The sequence below is a fragment of the Paenibacillus sp. B01 genome, assembly GCF_009649995.1.
GTDB classification, from domain to species: domain Bacteria; phylum Bacillota; class Bacilli; order Paenibacillales; family Paenibacillaceae; genus Paenibacillus_O; species Paenibacillus_O pasadenensis.
The window spans coordinates 4,713,802-4,732,072 of record NZ_CP045802.1 but is presented as its reverse complement, the minus strand read 5'-3'; the positions used below and the strand labels follow the sequence as shown (position 1 = coordinate 4,732,072).

Genomic DNA, 18,271 nt, shown 5'->3' with positions numbered 1-18,271 from the left:
GGCCGGTTCGCCCTCCAGCAGCGCGCTCGCCACCGGCCAGCTCGCCTTCCAGCGGCGGCGGTCTGCCGGCAGCGTGGCCAGTCAGTCCGTCATGGGGATCGGCATGTGCCTCGATCGCGGGCAGTTCTTTTGCTCGCCGAACCGCGGCGGCTTCCGTTCGTCATCCGGTTCTATTCGCAGCCGAAAGGTTAATGCACTTGCAAAGGGATCCAGCCAAGAGAGGAGCGGTGCGCCATGGCAGAGTGGAACGGATTCGAGGCGATCGTCATCGTCGCCGTGCTGACGCTCGTCCTGTTCGCGCTGAGCCTCATGCTGGAAAAAAAGGCGGCCTGGAAGGAAGCCGCCGGCAACCGGAGCCGTTACGATTCCATTTTCGAATACAATCCCGACATGGTCTGCCTGTTCAGCCGGGACGGACGGCTGCTGCGCATCAATCCGGCGGCGGTGCGCCTGACCGGCTACACGGCGGCGGAGCTGGAGGGCGGGCGCTTCTGGTCGATCGTCGAGCCGGAAGACAGGAGGCGCGTGAGCCGCTGCTTCCTGCGCGCCAAGCAGGGGCGCGCGCAGACATCGGAGCTGCGCATCCGCACCAAGGACGAGCGCGAGCTGGAGCTCAGCACGGTGTTCGTTCCTTGGGACGGGCGCAACGGCCATATGGATATCTACACGATCTCGACCGATCTGACGCCGCGCAATGCGGCTTTGCGGGAGGCGTGGCAGGCCAAGCTGGAGGCGGAGCAAGCGCTCAAGATCAAAAGCGAGTTCCTCGCCGTCATGAGCCATGAGATCCGCACGCCGCTGAACGGCGTGCTCGGCATGAGCGAGCTGCTGCTCGACACCGAGCTGGACGAGAGCCAGCGGGAATACGTGCGCATCATCCATAGCAGCGGCAGCGGCCTAATGGACGTGATGGACGATGTGCTCGACTATTCGCGTCTGGAGTCGGGCGGAGAGATTCCGTTCGCGCAGGAGCCGTTCGTGCTTCGCGACGTCGTCGTGGGCTCGCTGCAGCTTTTTCTCGGCAAGCTCAAGGAGAAGAAGCTCGACGCCATCCTCGAGCTCGAGCCCGGCCTGCCGGAGGTGCTGGTCGGGGACGGCAAGCGGCTGCGCCAGGTGCTCAACAACCTGATCAGCAACGCCGTCAAGTTCACGGACGAGGGCGGCATCTCCGTCAAAGTCAGGGAAGTCGGACGGACCGGCGGCCGCATCCGTCTCGAGTTCTGCATTCGGGATACCGGCATCGGCATTCCGGAGGGCAAGCTCCATCTGCTCTTCAAGCCGTTCAGCCAGACCGACTCCTCCATCTCGCGCCTGTACGGCGGCACGGGCCTCGGCCTTGCGATCTGCCGCTCGCTCGTGGAGCGGATGGACGGGCGCATCGAGCTGAGGCCGCTCCAGCGGGGAGCGGAGGCGATCTTTGAGATCGAGGTTAGCGTTCATGAGGATGAGGACCCTTCGGCCACTTTGTAAATAAAATGCTTGAGAAAGTTCGCGAGCAGGCTATAATGGGAACAGGAACCCCATGAATGGAAACGAAAGGATGAACGATCGATGAAGCTTACGATCATTGCAGGAGGCAACCGCAAGGAATCGACCAGCACGAAGCTGCTGCGCTATATGGAGAAGGCTCTTCGGGAAAAGGAGATCGAGGTGACGTTCATCGATCTGCATCGCCACACGCTGCCGCTTTATTCGTCCGATGCCGCCGAGCCGAGCGAGCAGATCGACTTGCTCGTGCAGGCCGTCGCCGAAGCGGACGGCGTCATCCTCGGCACGCCGGAGTATCACGGGTCGTTCTCGGGTACGCTCAAAAACGCGCTCGATTACCTCGGCGCGGCGCAGTTCGAGGGCAAGCCGGTGCTCGTCGCCAGCTCCGCGGCCGGCGCGGTCGGCGTCAGCTCGCTGACGCAGCTGCAGACGGTCGTCCGCAACCTGCACGGCATCAACTGCACGGAGTGGGTATCGATCGGCGGAGACGCGCGCTCGTTCGGCGAGGACGGCGAGCCGGCCAGCGACAAGGTCAAGCAGCGCGTCCTTTACGCGCTGGAGCATCTGACGCGGCTCGTGCGCCAGCTGCGCCTGGCCGACTAAGCTCGCGGCGGCGTCCGCGCTTGGGCGGGCAGCCCGAGAGTCGGCGGCGCATGAGCGTCGGCAGCGGCAGAGGCGCGGCAGACGAGGCGGCAGAGCTGGCCTCGGTCAGGCGAGTGGGCGAGGCGGCGTCGGCCGGTCGTCCAGCCTTTGGCGCCGCGCAAGAGAAAGGAGCGTTCCCGATCGGGAACGCTCCTTTTTGCTGCTGGAACGGAGGGAGTTGCGCGGAAAAACCGAGCAACGCGGGCACGGAGGCGTCGGAAAGGAGGGAGTTGCGCGGAAAAATCGAGCAACGTGGGCGCGCAGGCGTCGGAAAGGACGGAGTTGCGCGGAAAAACCGAGCAACGCGGGCACGGAGGCGTCGGAACGGAGGGAGTTGCGCGGAAAAACCGAGCAACGCGGGCACGGAGGCAGCAGAACGGACGGAGTTGCGCGGAAAAACCGAGCAACTCTGGCGCGCAGGCAGCAGGACAGAGATAGTTGCGCGGAAAAACCGAGCAACGCGGGCACGGAGGCAGCAGAACGGACGGAGTTGCGCGGAAAAACCGAGCAACTCGGGCGCGCAGGCGCCGGAACGGAGGGAGTTGCGCGGAAAAACCGAGCAACTCGGGCGCGCTCCCGGGTTCGCGGCGACAGGCAGGAAAAAGGGACAAGGACGGAGTCAGGCTCCGCTCTTGTCCCTTTGCTCGCTTGGCGATGCCTGGCGGCATTTTCGCCGACTGGTCCGCTTTTCACAATCATCTTCGCATATCGAAGCCCTTCGCTCGGCAGTCGACGAGCTGCGCGCGAAGCACTCAGTACCCCCGCTCGTAGTCGACGATGTTGCGGGCCGGGCGGCCGTCCGCCAGGTAGCTCTTGAGGTTGTGGACGAACAGCTCGGTGACGCGTTCCTTGTAGCGCTCGGAGCTGCCGCCCATATGCGGCGTGATGATGACCTGCTCCATCGCCCACAGCGGATGGCCTTCCGGCAGCGGCTCGGGATCGGTCACGTCCAGACCGGCTCCGCCGATCGCGCCGCTGCGCAGCGCCTCGACGAGCGCATCCGTATCGACGGACACGCCGCGGCCGATGTTGACGAACACGGCGCTGTCCTTCATCGCGGCGAACTCGGCGGCGCCAAAAACGCGCTCCGTGTCCGGCGTGTGCGGCAGGACGTTCACGACATAGTCGGCGCGGGCGAGCGCGTCATGCAGCTGCTCGATTCCCATCGCCTCGTCCATGTGCGGCGTCGGCCGCGCCGTGCGGCGCACGCCGATCGTGCGCATGCCGAGCGCCTGGCCGAGCCGGCCGAGCTCGGTGCCGATCTCGCCCGCTCCGATGATCGCGAGCGTCGCTCCATTCAGCTCCGCGTATGGCTCGCGCGGCTCCCATTTGCCCCGGAGCTGGCTGCGCACCGAATGGTGCAGGCCGCGCGAGAAGGCGAGCATCATCGCCAGCGCCGTTTCGGACATCGGCACCGGATGCACGCCGCTCGCCGTCGTCAGGATGACGCCGGCCTGCTCCAGCTTGCCCAGCGGCATCTTGTCCACGCCCGCGGACCACGATTGCAGCCACTTGAGGGAGCCGCCCTCTCCAAGAGACTCCTTCTCGATGGCGGGGCTCCATCCGCAGATGACCTCCGCCTCGCGGAACAGCTTGTCGTCCAGCTCCTTGGGGCGGCCGAATACGATGTTCCAGCCCGGCGCGGCCTCGCGCACTCGCGCTTCCTGCTCCGGCGTCAGGCCGTGCAGGCAGATCATGGTTGGCATGCTTCTCATCCTCTCCTTTAGGATAGTCTATCAACGTTCGGCATTGGGTTTCAAACTATGCAGATCGTTACCTCTCTGAGGTCGGTCCTATATCCCGTTTTAAATCGATGAAAACGGTCCATAGAAAGTGATTAAGTCGACTCTTTTCCTTTACTTCCAGCACTATGCGACAATTCCAGATGTTTTTATACATCATTCTTGCTTAAGTGATAATTAACTTAACTTAGGTATATAAAACTATTTTAAAATAGAAACATGAAGTTCTATACTTGATGAAGTAGCGTGATTAGCTAAAAGGTGAAGCATCAAGAACGTTTAAAGAATAAAATTTATATCCTCGGTAGAATTATTTAAAAAGTGGTGATTTATATTAAAGTCAATAGATATTTCAAGTATGGATTACTGACCCTTTGCTTCCTTTTCATATTGATTCTACTCGGATCTCAATATAGTGAAAAAATGAAATATCAAAAGTATATCTCGAATCAGATGAATGATGATCTACATTCTTTAATGAATGTAATAGATGAAAATAAAAATTTATATGGCGATGTAATTTCGGGAAACAAAATATCAAGAGATCAATCTAGAGCATTGATGATCAACAATGAAAAAATTAGAGACATTATCGTCGAATATAGGCACTTAGCGGTAGCTCTTAAGGAGCGAAAAGAAAGTTTTGATTTTAATAATAGTTCATTAAATGCATACAAATTATCTCGTGTATATTATGAATGGAATGCAGAAGGCGCTGATCAAAGTTTAGGTATGCAAAAGCAAAATCAAGTTGAAATTTCCGATGAACTGAACTCCTCTTGGAGCGCGATTGCGGATGAGTTTATTTCTATTGATTTTGAATTAGGTCGAAATGACTGGCTGAACTTCATTGAAGCATTGGAATCACAAACGATTAGATTCATGGAAAAGAATAAAATAGATAGCATTGAAGAAATGTGGTCCTAAGCGAAAATGGAAAGCGAGGCTTCAATCTCTTGAAATTTGTTCTTTCCATCTTGATATTCTTTTGCGTATTGATTGCTTCTGCTTGTTCTATTTCAGAAAGCGGGAACCCGAAAATTGTTACGGACGAGACCACGCCATCAACGCCTGTAAAAGTGGATGTCGAGAGCGGCATGTTCGTGATCGATCATCGATCCGACAGCATGGATCGGGGGAATCATGAGTATGATTCCGCGATCGTAGGAGGCCTGGTGGTAGATCCGAAGGATGAGGCCGACGGATCTCTGTCCCGCGGGGATGTCGTTTACTTCAAGACGCCTGAGTTCAATCATGACTTCAATCCAAACTTGAAGCCGGCCGAATTCAACCTGGCTCGAGTCGTCGGCCTTCCCGAAGAAAAAGATTGAAAAGGGCCGGATCTACATTGACGGCAAAAAGCTGGATGCTTTTTACGGCCAAGAGCAATCCAGAGGGCAGGAGCTCGAGACGGCGAACCTGGGCGAGAACGAGATCGAGGTCCCGCCCGATCACGTTTTCGTATTGGGCGATACATGGTGGAGAAGCATCGACAGCCAGCTGTTCGGACCGCTTCCCATTTCGGCCGTGCGAGGAAAAGTAATCGGATACGAGAAATAAACTCAAAAATCCGTCTTGACTTGCCCGCCTCCGAGCGGGTAATATAGGCTCCAATCTCATTCTTCAGTGAGCCATGACCAGAGACAGGATCCCCTTCGCGGGCCGCCCAGAGAGAGAAGCGCACGCTGCGAGCTTCTTCGGTGCCGGATGCAGGGATTACCCCTCTGATAGCTGCAGCGCTGAACCCGCCGGCAAGTGCCGCGCGGCCGTAAGCCTGCCGGCTCGTCCCCGCTATCGGACGCCAATGAAGGACTTTCCGTGCCGCTCGTGCCGGAGGTCGAATCAGGGTGGAACCACGGGTCCTTAGCGCGCTCGTCCCTTCTCGGGATGAAGCGCGTTTTTTGTTGTTCCCAGACGAAGAAAGGAGGAGAAGCGCATGGAAATCAGAGAGCAGAAAAACGAAGGCGGCCCCGGAATCGATCCAGCCGCCGAGCTGCCCCGCAGCGAGTCCGCCGGCGAATGCGGCGGCAGTGAGATCCGCATCGCTCTGCCGAGCGGCAAGGTAAGGAGGTACCCGGCCGGCACGACCGCCGCGGCCGTGGCGGACTCGATCCGGCCGGGGCTGCGCGCCAAGGCGGCGGCCGCGCGGCTGGACGGACGGCTGGTCGACCTCGACCTGCCGCTCGAGAGCGGCGGCGCGCTGGAGCTGGTCCTGCCGGACGATCCGGAAGCGCTCGAGCTGCTGCGCCGGAGCGCGGCCCATGTGCTGGCGCATGCGCTGAAGCGGCTGTACGGCGATGACGCCGTGACGATCGGGAGCTGTTTCGCCGGCAAGGACGGCTTCGGCTGCGACGCGCGGCTGGACGCGCCGGTCGGCGCGGGAGAGCTCGTCCGCATCGAGAAGGAGATGGAGCGCATCGTCGCCGAGGATCTGCCGTTCACGCGCATGTCGCGGAGCCGCTCGGAGGCGGAGGAGCGGCTGGCGGAGCGAGGCGAGGCGCTGCAGCTGGAGCTGCTGCGGGAGCGTCCGGGCGACGGCCCCGTCGCGCTTTACGGGCACGGCGGCTTCGAGGCGCTCGAGGAGGGGCCGTTGCTGCCGTCGACGGGCCGGCTCAAGGCATTCCGGCTGATGAGCGTCGCGGGCGCCTACTGGCGGGGCGATTCCGTGCGGCCGATGCTGCAGCGGATCCACGGCGCGGCCTTTTGGAAAAAGGCGCAGCTGGGCGAGCATCTGGAGCGGCTGGAGGAAGCGCGCAGGCGCGATCACCGCAAGCTCGGCAAGGAGCTGCAGCTGTTCCTGTTCTCGGAGGAAGCGCCGGGCATGCCGTTCTACCTGCCGCGCGGCATGGCGGTGCGGACGGCGCTCGAGGACTTCGCCCGCAGGCTGCAGCTGCGCCGCGGCTATGAGGAGGTGCGCACGCCGCTGCTGATGAACCGCAGGCTGTGGGAGGAGTCGGGCCACTGGGACCATTACAAGGACCAGATGTACTTCTGCGACGTCGACGGCAGCCCGTACGCGCTCAAGCCGATGAACTGCCCGGGCCATATGCTCATCTTCGGCAGCCGGCTCCGCTCGTACCGCGAGCTGCCGCTGCGGCTGGCGGAGTTCGGCCAGGTCCACCGCCACGAGTTCTCGGGGGCGCTGAGCGGCATGATGCGCGTCCGCTCGTTCTGCCAGGATGACGCCCATCTGTTCGTCCGGCCGGACCAGATTGGCGAGGAGATCGGCCGCGTCATGGATCTGATCGACGAGGTGTACGGCCGGCTCGGCTTCTCGTACCGGATGGAGCTGTCGACGAGGCCGGCGGACAGCATGGGGGCCGCGGAGCTCTGGGAGCAGGCGGAGGGAGCGCTGCGGGACGTGCTGGAGCGGCGCGGGGCGGACTACCGGCTGAACGAAGGCGACGGCGCCTTTTACGGGCCGAAGATCGACTACCATGTGCTCGACGCGCTCGGGCGCAGCTGGCAATGCGGCACGATCCAGCTCGATTTCCAGATGCCGGAGAAATTCGATCTCGGCTACGTCGGCGAAGACGGCGCGCGTCATCGGCCGGTCGTCATCCATCGGGCCGTCTACGGCTCGATCGACCGCTTCCTCGGCATCCTGACGGAGCATTTCGCGGGCGCGTTCCCGCTGTGGCTCGCGCCGGTCCAGGCGCGCGTGCTGCCGGTATCGGAGGCGCAGCGCGAAGCCGCCGAGCGGATGCGGGAGCGGCTCGCCGAGGCGGGCCTGCGCGCCGATGCGGACAGCCGCGCCGAGAAGCTCGGCAGCCGCATCCGGGAAGCGCAGCTCGCCAAGATCCCCTATATGCTCGTCGTCGGAGAGGCCGAAGCGGATGCGGGCCGGGCGGCGGTGCGCAGCCGGGGCGGAGGCGATGTCGGGACGATGGAGCTGGAGGCGTTCGTCCGTCTCGCGGAACAGGAAATTCAATCAAAATAACGATGAAAATATATGGAAAAACATCCTGTGCCTGCCGATATATGAAGCAGGAGGGGATAGCCCATGGACCTGAACGTGTCCCGGATATTGGAAGCGGTCGAGCAGAAGCGTACCGAGATGATCAAAGCCGCCGAGCAGTGCGGAATCCGATCCGAATTGGTGCTGTTCCTGTCTCAAGAGCTGGACGCCCTGCTGAACGACTACGATCGAATCCGCAAGAGGCGAGGCATAGGCATGGTATCGTAGGGAGCGGCCCATTGGGACCGGCTGAAAGGTAGAAAAGCCGTCGGAATTTTTAGCCGACGCCCCCACTGAAAAATGAAGCCCCCGCAGGAGCGAGCCCCTGCGGGGGCTTAGTTCGTTGGCCCCGTGCTTCGGACTCTTGCTGCCGGACTCAGGAGCAGGGCGGGCATTCCGGCAGATTGACGGTCGCAGCGCCGATCTCAGACGGCGGACGACGTGCCTTACTACAAGCTGCAGGATGACGAGGACCTCTGGAAAGCGAGCTTCGCCGAATTCTGCGGCTCCGGCAAGAGCGGGAGGAGAGTTCGGCGAATTCGACCTCGATGCGAGGGCGAGACGATGGAGACGGGCGATGTTGCCGCCGGCGTACCGGACCTCCATGTCGAGGAGCGGATGCGGAGCGGGGGCCGCGCATCCGCCTTTTTCAAGCCGTCGCCGCATGAAGGGGCCGCGATGGATTTTGTGTGATACGCCATGGATACGAAAATCATCCAAAATCGAAAAAAGTCTGCCTAGGCGCAGGCTGAAGCCTAGGACGTGCTTGCAAACCCGCTCAGGGGCAAGTAACGCCGCCTTTTCGTGCCAGCTGCAAACCCTGATGGAAATAAAAGGGTTGATTATTTCCGCTCTTGCCTTTACCCTTATCCCTAGTATATCTATCCCTAGATAATCTAGGTATTGGAGGATTGCAGATGAAAATCGGCAAGGAGCTGATGAAAGGGAGCACCGTCATCCTCGTGCTGTCGCTGCTCGACCGCAAGGAGATGTACGGCTACGAGCTGGCCAAGGAGCTGGAGCGCCGCTCGGAGGGGCTGTTCCAGCTGCAGGAGGGGACGCTGTATCCGATCCTGCACGCGCTCGAGGCGGACAAGCGGGTGGAGTCGTATTGGAGCGAGGAGGGCGGGCGGCGGCGCAAGCATTACCGGATCACCGATCTCGGCCGCAGGCAGCTCGGCGAGCGCAAGCAGGAATGGCTGCTGTTCAGCCGGACGGTCAACCGGGTGCTCGGGGAGGGCGGCGCATGACGGGTATCGGGCAAGACCCGCGGGTGCGGGCGTATCTCGACGCCGTCTGCTCCAAGGTAAGGGCGAAGGAGCGGCATGCCGAGATCCGCGAGGAGCTGCTCGGCCATCTGGAGGAGCTGGCGGAGGAGCTGAGGGCGGAGGGCATGGAGGAGCCGGAGGCCGCTCGCGAGGCGCTGCGCCGCATGGGCGATGCGGAGCGGGTGGGCGCCGGACTGCACCTGGTGCATCGGCCGAAGCCGGATCTGTGGCTGGCGGCCATGGCAGTGCTGCTGCTGCTGGCGGGCTTGGCGTATGTGTACGGGCTGCAGCAGCGGTGGCCGTATGAGTCGACGCTGCTGCAGAAGCAGCTCCTCCACGGTGCAGCAGGCCTGGTCGTGCTGACCGCCTGCTATTATGCTCCGCTGCAGTCGCTTCGCCGCTGGAGCTGGCCTATTTTTGGGGCGGGAGCGGCGCTGCTTGCGGCGGCGCCGCGCTTGGGCGTTCAGGTGAACGGCCATAGAGGCTATTACAATCTTGGGCCCTTGATCGTTGAATCAGCCGGGCCCGCGATCTTGTTCATGCTTATAGGCGCGGCAGGCATTCTTTCCCGACTGGAGACGGGTAAAGCAGGGCAGACGAGCCTCTGGCGGGATGCGGTCGACAAAGCGGCTCTGCTCGGAATGCTGCCGGCTTTCCTTTTCCTCTATAGCAACGACTTGTCCAGGCTGCCCCTTTACGCAGCTGGCCTTGGGGTCATCGTGCTGCTGAACCGTCGGTGGCGGCTGGCTGCGGTCGGCGCCGCGATGGTTCCGGTGATCGTTCTTGCGGCTATGGTCTTTAAGGAGCCTTATTTTTATTACGCCTGGGAAAGGCTGACCGGTACGGGCATGGCCAAGGGCAGCAGCGAATATCAGCTTGCGATAGCCCTTGACGCGGTGCGGAGCGCCGGCTGGCTCGGCCAGGGCTTTCATGCCGGGCCGGATTCGACTGTCCCCGTCTCCAGCGAATTTCTGTTTCCCTTCCTCGTCTATTCGCTCGGCTGGGCGTTCGGCCTGCTGCTCGGCACGTTGCTGCTGCTGTTCAGCGGCCGCTGCCTCGCGCAGGCGCTGCGCGTACAGGACTGTCATGCCCGCGCCTTGGCTGCCGCGCTGGCGGCGGTGTTCGGCGTACAGACGATCTGGAGCTTGCTGCTCACCTTCGGCATCGTGCCGGTCATCGGCTATTCGCTGCCGCTGCTCGGCTGGGGCAGTCCGCTGCTCGGCGAGATGGCGATGCTCGGGCTGCTGCTCGGCTTGATCCGGCAGCGGGATCGGAAGCCGGCGGCCTTTTCCTCCGCAGCGGGTTGACAGGCGTGGAGAAGTGCTATACCTTATTATTCAAAGCAAATAACTTGGGATATTGTCCACCCGATCACGGGAGGCCTTTTGTTCCGGCTCGCGAGCGTCCGCTCGTCCTGCCGGGACCGAAGGCCTTTTTTCATTCTATCCGACGAGGAGAGGTAGCGATGAGCGTTCGACCGTGGCCGCATACCGGCCAAGCCGGGCTGCGGCTGGAAGAGGCGGAGGGCGAGCCGCCGCTGCGGCAGGCCAAGGAGCTTGACGGATTGCGGCAGGAAAGAAGGAAGCTCGCCGACTGGCTGCGCAAGGGCGAGGACCCGTGGGAGCGGTTCCCCGCCGCGCCGCGCTCGCGCGGCGAGCTGGCGGCGCTGAAAGGCGGCTGGCACGAGGCGGCGGACGGCGGCAGCCTGCTGCAGGGCGGATTCGCGGATTATGCGCTCGCGCTGCTGTCGGGCTGGGACGCCTTCGGCGAGGCGCTCGACGAAGGCGGAACGTTCTCCCGCCGTGTCCGGGCGATCGTGCGAGCGCTGCGGGAGGAGCGCCGCCTGCCGGTGTACGCGCCATTTCCGCTGCAGCCCGAAAGGACGGCATCCGGCGAGCGCGCGCCGCTGCTTCAGCCGTCGGCGGACGGCCTGCTGCTGACGGGAGTCCAGCCGGTTCCCGCGGAGGCGCTGCTCGCAGCCGAGCTGCTGCTCGCCGTGCCGGAGCAGCCGGACGGTCCGCCGTCGGCGCTGCTGCTCGTGCCGATCGCGAGCCCCGGCGCCGAGCTCGGCCCGTGGCAGGAAGGCGACGCCGCGCTGGAGCTGCGGCTGCGGCGGGTGCTCGTGCCGCAGGAGCGGGTGCTGGTCCAAGGCGATGCGGACCGGGTGCGGCTGCTGCTGAGCGAGCCGCCGTTCGCGGGGCTGGCGGACTTCCAGCGCGCGGCGCGGGAGCTGGAGCGGCTCGGGGAGCTGGCCGGGCTCGCGTTCGCGCTGGCCGAGCGCGGCGGCCGGACGCCGGAGCTGGAGCTCGGCAGCCGGCTCGGGCTGCTCGTGCAGCGGCTGGAGACGCAGCGGGCGCTGCTGCTGGCGGCGGAGCGGGAGGCGGCCGCCGCGCCGGGCGGCGTCTGGCTGCCCGCGGAGGTTCCGCTGTACGCCGCACTCGCCGAGAGCGGCGCGGCGCTTCGCGAGGCGGCGGCGCTGCTGCCGGAAGCGGCGGGCTGGCGCATCGCCGTCCCGATGCGGAGCGCCGGCCGTTCCGGCGCTGCGGCTTCCGCCGATGCGGCCGCATCCGAGGAAGCGGCGCTGGCGGAGCGGGCGCGCTGCTGGACGAGCGGCCGGCGCGCGCGGGAGCTGCAGCTCGGAGTGCTCGCCTGGGGCAGCGACGAGCAGCGCGCCGCGGCGAGCTGGAGCCGCTATCCGGCGGACCGGCTGCGGGGGCTGTACCGGAGCTTTTGGCAAAGCTGGGAAGCGGGTCGGACGGACGGTTCGGCGCAGCGACGAAAGGGGGAGGACGAATGACGGTCAAAATCGAGGCGCAGGGCATCCGCATGGCCTACGCGTCGGGGAGAGGAGCCGCCCGCGCTTCGCTGGAGGTGCTCCAGGACTTCGGCCTGCAGATTCGCGAGGGCGAGTTCATGAGCGTGCTCGGCCCGAGCGGCTGCGGCAAGTCGACGTTCCTCGGCATGCTGGCGGGCCTGACCAAGCCGACGGAAGGCTCGATCACGGTGGACGGCCAGCCGCTGACGGGAGTGAGCCGCCGCAACGGCGTCGTATTCCAGGGCTACGCGCTGTTTCCGTGGCGGACGGTGCTGCACAACGTGGAGACGGGGCTGCAGATTCGCGGCGTGCGCGCTAAGGAGCGAAGGGAGAAGGCCCGGCACTACGTTCGGCTCGTCGGGCTGGAGGCGTTCGAGGACCGCTATCCGCATGAGCTGTCCGGCGGCATGAAGCAGCGCGTGGCGATCGCGCGGGCGCTCGCCTACGATCCCGACGTGCTGCTCATGGACGAGCCGTTCGGAGCGCTGGACGCGCAGACGCGGGAAACGATGCAGGCCGAGCTGCTCCGCATCTGGGAGGCGAGCCGCAAGACGATCGTTTTCATCACGCACAGCTTGGACGAAGCGGTCTATCTGTCGGATCGCGTGGCGGTCATGACCGCCCGTCCCGGCCGGGTGAAGGCCATTCTCGACATCCCGCTGGAGCGGCCGCGTCCGGCCTCGATCCGGGGCGAGGAAGCGTTCGTGGCGCTGCGCAGGCAGGCTGCCGCGATCCTGCAGGACGAGGTCGAGCAGTCGGACCGGCTGCTGCGCGAGGAGGCGCTGCTCGGAGCCGCGGAGGCGGCGAGAGGGCAAGAGGCGGAGGCGGTCGGAAGAGGGAAGGCGGCTCTGGAAAAGAGGGCAGGAGGGCAAGCGGGGGCGGGGGCGGCTGAACCGGAACGGGTCAAGCTGGAGCCCGTACAGGCGCAGCTTTCGGCCAGCACGGAGCCTATTGGGACGGCTGCGCCGGCTCCGGCCAAGGCCGGGCATGGCGAGCCTCCGTCTCTCCTCGGCGCGGCCGCCGGCGGAGAGTCCCGATGAGCGCGGGCGCCCGGTATCTCGAGCGGCTGAACGACGGCCGCAACGTCTGGATCGGCGGCAAGCCCGCCGGCGATATCCGCGAGCACGAGGCGCTGCGCGGCACGGCGCGCTCGGTCGCGGCCGTCATGGACCTGCAGGACGATCCGGAGCTCGGGCCGAAGCTGACGTACCGGACCGAGGATACGGGCGCGCGGGCGAACCGCGCGTTCCAGAATCCGCGCAGCCCGCAGGAGCTGGCCGGCCGCCGCGAGGCGTTCTACCTGTGGTCGGCGGCGACGTTCGGCGTCATGAGCCGGATCGGCGGCTTTTACCGCGCGCAGCTGGCGGCATGGCACGAGCGGCGAAGCCTCATCGCGGCCGAGCAGCCGCAGTTTCCGGACAAGCTCGACGCGTATTTCCGCTATGTGCGGGACAACGACCTGCTGCTGACGGCGGCCGGCCACGACCCGCAGGTCGACCGCTCCAAGCTCGCCTCCGAGCTGGGAGACGCCTATGCGGCGCTGCGCATCGTGCGCGAGACGGAGGACGGCCTGATCGTGCGCGGCTCCAAGATGATCGCCACCGGAGCGCCGTACATGGACGAGATCATGGTGTCGCCGCACAGCCCCAAGCAGCAGGCGGAGCATCGATACGCCGTCATGTTCGCGGTGCCGGTGTCCTACCCGGGCCTGCACCTCGTCTGCCGCGAGCCGTTCCATGCCGAGGATACGGAGGACCATCCGCTGTCCGGGCGCTACGACGAGCTGGACGCGGTGCTTGTGTTCGACGATGCGCTCATTCCTTGGGAAAGGGTGTTCATCCACGACGATCCGGCCGCCATCTGGAAAATCCGCTCGGACCGGCTCGCCGGCTCGCTCAGCATCCATGAGAACATCGCGCGGCTGCTGGCCAAGCTGGAATTCACCGCCGCCGTCGGGCAGGAGCTGGCCTTCAGCATCGGCATTACGCGCTTCGGCCATGTGCAGGCGAAGCTGTCCGAGCTGCAGCGCCAGGCCGAGTCGGTGCGCGCGCTGCTATTGGCGGCGGAGGATGGAGCCGAGCGCCATGAGTCGGGCGTCTGGGAGCCGCGCCTCGCTCCGCTGACGACGGCCAAAAATCTCGGCAACCGCTACTACCCGCGCGCCATCGAGATTCTGCAGCAGCTTTCCGGCGCAGGCATGCTGCAGACGCCGGCGACGGCGCGCGAGCTGGACACGCTGGCGGGCGGCGCGCTGGCGCCGCTGCTGCACAGCGCCTACGGCGGAGCGGACCGCGGCGCTCCCGAGCGCGTGCGGCTGCTCAAGCTCGCCTGGGATCTCGTCGGCAGCCCGCTCGGCGCGCGGCATGAGCTGTACGAGCGCTTTTACGCCGGAGATCCCGCGCGCACCTATGCGGCTCAGTACGCCGAATACGACAAGAGCGCGCTGATCGCCCGCACTCTATCCCGCCTCGGCAGCTGAGGCAAAGCCAGGGTCCGCGCGCGAACAAGGGAAGAAGCTCCCTTGTTCGAGGAACAGCCCGGGTCCAAGCGCGGACAAGGGAAGAAGTTCCCTTGTTTCGAGGGAAAGCCCGGGGCCGACGCATCGCTCAACCGCCTCTCTTTTCCGACAGCCCCCTATCCATAGATTCGAAAGGAGCCTATCTATCGATGAAAGCCATCCGCATCCGCACCATGCGCCGAACGAGCCTGACGGCGCTCGCCGTCATCGCCGCCGCGGCGCTGCTCGCCTCCTGCGGCAAGAACGAGCCGGCCGAGCCGGCGGAAGCCGCGGCCGGAACCGGCGGCAAAGAAATCGTCGAGTTCAAGTACCCCGACAACCCCGGCTTCGACCTCGTCTATCTGGCGGACGAGCTCGGCTACTTCGACGGCACGTCCACCCGGCCGAAATATGTCGGCAAGATCGCCGCGCCGCAGATCATCCCGCTTGTCGGCACCGGAGATATCGACTTCGGCTCGCGGATGGTGCCGCTCGTCATCTCGGCGATCGCCAGCGGCGCCGACATCAAGGTTGTCTCCGCCGGCGGCAAGACGCTGGAGGACGCTCCGCACATGAAGTATTTCACCCGGGCGGACTCCGGCATCAAGACGGCCAAGGACCTCGAGGGCAAGACGATCGGCATCAACAGCTTCGGCGCCTGCGCCGAGTTCGTGTCCAAGAAATACTTCAAGGAGCAGGGCGTCGACGTGAGCAAGATCAAGTTCCTCGTCGTGCCGGACGACAAGCAGGAGCAGACGCTGGAGCAGGGCGGCATCGACCTGGCGATCATCCACGCGCCGTTCTCCGGCCGCGCCGGCAAGAACGAGAAGTTCACGCAGCTGTGGAGCGACTACGATCTCGACGGCGGCCTCGGCGGCATGGCGCCGTACAGCGCCAACGGCGAGTTCGCCCGCAAGCATCCGGAGGCGGTCCGCGACTTCGTCGCGACGATCGCCAAGACGGCCAACTGGGTGAACGACCATCCGGAGGAGGCGAAGGCGATCATCGCCAAGCGGCTGAACATGAACGTGGAGTACATCGACCGCTTCGCCTACGTCGAGGACCTGGTCGTCACCGAGCCGCCGATTCAATATTACATCGATATTCTCGAAGAGAACGGCAAGATCGACAAGGGCAAGGTGAAGGTGAAGGACGTCTATACGAACGAATTCAACCCGAACGCGTCCGGCTCGGCTTAGCGTCATATCGTCATAACGGACTAGCGCCGAAACGCCATAACGTCATAACGGCATGACGCAATAGCGGAATATCGTCATGACGGACTTGCGCCATAACGCCATAACGTCATAACGCATAGCGGCCAAGCGGTCTGCCCGAAAAGGAGAAGATGCTCATGGCTCGACCCTCGTCCGCCTTCTCGGCGGGACGAATCGTAGAACGGAGCGCGGCGATCGTCGCGTTCCTCGTACTCTGGGAGCTGCTGCCCCGGCTCGGCGTCATCAGCGAGGCTTACCTCAGCCCGTTTTCCGTCGTGGCGGCCACCGTCTGGGAGCTGCTGAGCAGCGGAGCGGCATGGGAGCATGTGTCGGCCAGCCTGAGCCGCTCGCTGTCGGGCCTGCTGCTGGCGGCCGCGGGAGGCATTGCGCTCGGCCTGCTGATCGGCTGGTTCCGCCGCGTCGAGGCGCTGCTCGATCCGCTGCTGCAGCTGTTCCGGCAAATATCGGCGTTCGCCCTGCTGCCCGTATTCATCCTCTTCCTCGGCATCGGGGAAGCGTCCAAGACGGCGATCATCCTCTGGGCGTCGTTCTGGCCGATCCTGCTGAACACGGTGGGCGGGGTGCGCTCCGCCGACAAGCTGCTGATCGACTCGGCCCGCTCGATGGGCGCGTCGCAGGCATACTTGTTCTTCCGGGTCATCCTGCCGTCGGCGGCTCCGAGCATCTTCACCGGCATCCGGCTCGGCGGAGCGAACTGCATCACGGCGCTCGTCGCCGCCGAGATGATCGGGGCTTCGGCGGGACTCGGCTTCTACACGCTCAACTCGCAGGAGATTTTCCAGATCCCCGACATGTATGCCGGCATCCTGCTGCTCGCGGCGATGGGCCTGCTGCTCAATTACGTTCTGGCTTGGGTGGAAAGGCGGTTCACGCGCTGGCGGAGAGGTCTGGCCGCTCATGGCTGAGGAAGGCCGGCCCGACCGGCAGCGCTGGAGCGATCCGCTGGCATCGGCTTCGCTGCCGGCCGGACCGTCTGCGCGGCAGGACGGAGGCGGCGCCTCGGACCGCGCAGCGGCGGAGGCTGCCGGCGGCGCCTCGCAGCTTGCGGCGGCGGAGGAGAGCGGCGGACGCCGGCGCGGCGCTCGGCTGCGGTCCGGCGAGCGGCCCGGCGGCCAGACTGGACCGGCATCGCCTTGGCGGCTGGCCGCGCTGGTCGCCGCGAGCATCGCGCTGCTGGCGCTCGCAGGCTTCGGCAGGCTGCCCGGCCTCGCCGGCGGAAGCGCGGGCGGCCTCGGCAGCAGCTCCGGCAGCGGAGAACCCGCATGGGCGGCTCGCAGCCTCGACCCGAAGCGGCTGACGATCGGCTACGTCAAAGACAGCCCGCGCGTGCTGCTGCGCGAGGACGAGGCGCTGCGGCAGGCTGCCGCGGCTGCGGGCGTCAAGCTCGCCTGGCGCGAGTACGCGGACAGCTCCGCGCTCGTGCGGGCCGTGCAGAGCGGCGAGGCCGACTTCGGCGAGGCGGACGATGCGGCGCTGGCGAGCCTGCATGAAGCCGGCGACGGGCTGCGGGCGCTGGCGGCGGAGCCGTCCAACCCGCAGGCCTATGCGATCGTCGCCCGCGAGGGAAGCGAGCCGGGGGACGTCGCCGGGCTGCGCGGGCGGACGATCGGCTACGTGCCGCGCAGCAACAGCCACGCGCTGCTGCTGCAGGCGCTGCGCCAAGCCGGCTTGTCCGAGGCGGAGGTCGAGCTGCGGCCGCTGTCGCCGGCGGAGCTGATCCGCTCTTTTCGCAAAGGAAGCCTGGACGCATGGGCGGCGCAGGAGCCGGAGCTGACGCGGCTGGAGTCGCTGGACGACCGCGTGCTCGCGGACGGACAGGCGATCGCGGGCGCCGTCGGCCTGCGCGAGCTGCTGCTGACGACGGCCGAGAACGAGGCGAGCCGCGGCGAGCTGCTGGAGGCGGTCGTCTGGGCGTACGGCATGCAGGACGAGTACCTGCTGCGCGACTATCATGACGCGGCGGAGCGGCTCAGCGAGCAGACGGACGTCACGCATCTGCAGTGGCTGCGCCTGTTCGAGCGCAAAAGCTTCGGCACCGCTCCGCTGCTGCCCGGCATCCAGGCGGAGGAGCAGCGGCTCGCCGACGCGCTGGCCGAACTCGGCCTCCGCGCGAGCCCGATCGACATGCCGGAGCTGCTGCGAGCTCCAGAGTGAGGTTTCCTCATGCTTCCTCATATCGAAAGAAGCGTTCCAATCGGCTCGAAAGTGCCGGGCGGAACGCTTCTTTATTTCATGAGCTTCACTCTCGCAGCGCCGACATCATGTCGAGGCATGCAAGCCTGACAGCGGGATTGCATAGACGCTCAAGCGATACGGAGAAGCCTTATTTTGTCGAATCGGAGGTTTTTGGCAATCTAATGATACTGGCGAGCGCTATTCAGTCGTTTCGGCATGGCAAAAGCTCTTTTTTGGAGCAATAAGCTCGCTGAGTATCGTTGCGTTTTTGGCCAGCCTCTTTTGAAGGAAATAACGTCTGTGAGTATCGTTGGAGATGCGGGTGGAGGGGGCCGCCGGGAGGGCGCTGCTGGGGCGGGCTGCTTTAGAAATCGGGCTATGGTCGCTTCCGCGCGATGCAGGCGTGCCGCGAGGATGCCGGCGTCCCGCCTTGATCTGGCGTGCCGCA

The 18,271-nt window shown here is 64.7% G+C and carries 17 protein-coding genes; 16 read left to right on the top strand and 1 reads right to left on the bottom strand.

What is annotated here, in order from left to right; genetic code table 11:
• Positions 1 to 234 precede the first annotated feature (234 nt).
• A complete protein-coding gene (locus GE073_RS20320; protein WP_153784197.1) occupies positions 235 to 1,470 on the top strand; it encodes a PAS domain-containing hybrid sensor histidine kinase/response regulator in 1,236 nt (411 codons plus the stop codon).
• 81 nt (positions 1,471 to 1,551) lie between these two features.
• Positions 1,552 to 2,091: an NADPH-dependent FMN reductase gene (locus GE073_RS20315; protein WP_153784196.1), complete on the top strand. Its 540-nt coding sequence runs from the start codon at positions 1,552 to 1,554 to the stop codon at positions 2,089 to 2,091.
• Between the two features lie 791 nt (positions 2,092 to 2,882).
• Here the strand turns inward: GE073_RS20315 and GE073_RS20310 are convergent.
• Positions 2,883 to 3,836, bottom strand: a complete 954-nt coding sequence (locus GE073_RS20310; RefSeq protein ID WP_153784195.1) for a D-2-hydroxyacid dehydrogenase — start codon at positions 3,834 to 3,836, stop codon at positions 2,883 to 2,885.
• Between the two features lie 489 nt (positions 3,837 to 4,325).
• Here GE073_RS20310 and GE073_RS20305 point away from each other — a divergent pair, with 489 nt between their 5' ends.
• From GE073_RS20305 to GE073_RS20240, 14 genes are all read left to right on the top strand, one after another.
• On the top strand, positions 4,326 to 4,799 hold the full coding sequence (locus GE073_RS20305; RefSeq protein ID WP_153784194.1) for a hypothetical protein: 474 nt from the start codon (positions 4,326 to 4,328) through the stop codon (positions 4,797 to 4,799).
• Between the two features lie 29 nt (positions 4,800 to 4,828).
• Positions 4,829 to 5,203 (top strand): hypothetical protein, encoded by a 375-nt coding sequence (locus tag GE073_RS20300; protein WP_153784193.1) that lies wholly within the window; start codon positions 4,829 to 4,831, stop codon positions 5,201 to 5,203.
• Positions 5,199 to 5,432: a S26 family signal peptidase gene (locus GE073_RS26090; RefSeq protein WP_153784785.1), complete on the top strand. Its 234-nt coding sequence runs from the start codon at positions 5,199 to 5,201 to the stop codon at positions 5,430 to 5,432. Before GE073_RS20300 ends, GE073_RS26090 begins: the two co-directional genes overlap by 5 nt.
• A 376-nt stretch (positions 5,433 to 5,808) precedes the next feature.
• The gene (thrS, locus tag GE073_RS20290; protein WP_153784192.1) at positions 5,809 to 7,812 is read left to right on the top strand and encodes a threonine--tRNA ligase; all 2,004 of its coding nucleotides are present in this window, start codon (positions 5,809 to 5,811) and stop codon (positions 7,810 to 7,812) included.
• Positions 7,813 to 7,875: 63 nt separating this feature from the next.
• Positions 7,876 to 8,058, top strand: coding sequence for an aspartyl-phosphate phosphatase Spo0E family protein (locus GE073_RS20285; RefSeq protein ID WP_153784191.1), 183 nt, complete (start codon positions 7,876 to 7,878; stop codon positions 8,056 to 8,058).
• A 213-nt stretch (positions 8,059 to 8,271) separates the two neighbouring features.
• Entirely contained in the window at positions 8,272 to 8,523 is a 252-nt protein-coding gene (locus tag GE073_RS20280) for a hypothetical protein (RefSeq protein WP_153784190.1), read from the top strand.
• Positions 8,524 to 8,747: 224 nt separating this feature from the next.
• Entirely contained in the window at positions 8,748 to 9,080 is a 333-nt protein-coding gene (locus GE073_RS20275) for a PadR family transcriptional regulator (protein ID WP_153784189.1), read from the top strand.
• Entirely contained in the window at positions 9,077 to 10,405 is a 1,329-nt protein-coding gene (locus tag GE073_RS20270) for an FtsW/RodA/SpoVE family cell cycle protein (RefSeq protein ID WP_194843422.1), read from the top strand. The genes GE073_RS20275 and GE073_RS20270 overlap by 4 nt, the downstream gene beginning before the upstream one ends.
• A 158-nt stretch (positions 10,406 to 10,563) precedes the next feature.
• On the top strand, positions 10,564 to 11,895 hold the full coding sequence (locus tag GE073_RS20265; RefSeq protein WP_153784187.1) for a 4-hydroxyphenylacetate 3-hydroxylase C-terminal domain-containing protein: 1,332 nt from the start codon (positions 10,564 to 10,566) through the stop codon (positions 11,893 to 11,895).
• Positions 11,892 to 12,953: an ABC transporter ATP-binding protein gene (locus GE073_RS26085; protein WP_153784186.1), complete on the top strand. Its 1,062-nt coding sequence runs from the start codon at positions 11,892 to 11,894 to the stop codon at positions 12,951 to 12,953. The genes GE073_RS20265 and GE073_RS26085 overlap by 4 nt, the downstream gene beginning before the upstream one ends.
• Positions 12,950 to 14,392, top strand: coding sequence for a 4-hydroxyphenylacetate 3-hydroxylase family protein (locus GE073_RS20255; protein WP_153784185.1), 1,443 nt, complete (start codon positions 12,950 to 12,952; stop codon positions 14,390 to 14,392). The genes GE073_RS26085 and GE073_RS20255 overlap by 4 nt, the downstream gene beginning before the upstream one ends.
• 188 nt (positions 14,393 to 14,580) lie before the next feature.
• Complete coding sequence (locus GE073_RS20250) at positions 14,581 to 15,609, top strand: ABC transporter substrate-binding protein (protein WP_153784184.1); 1,029 nt, start codon at positions 14,581 to 14,583, stop codon at positions 15,607 to 15,609.
• 155 nt (positions 15,610 to 15,764) lie between these two features.
• Positions 15,765 to 16,553: an ABC transporter permease gene (locus GE073_RS20245; protein WP_052333665.1), complete on the top strand. Its 789-nt coding sequence runs from the start codon at positions 15,765 to 15,767 to the stop codon at positions 16,551 to 16,553.
• Complete coding sequence (locus GE073_RS20240) at positions 16,546 to 17,802, top strand: ABC transporter substrate-binding protein (RefSeq protein WP_194843421.1); 1,257 nt, start codon at positions 16,546 to 16,548, stop codon at positions 17,800 to 17,802. Before GE073_RS20245 ends, GE073_RS20240 begins: the two co-directional genes overlap by 8 nt.
• Positions 17,803 to 18,271 lie beyond the last annotated feature (469 nt).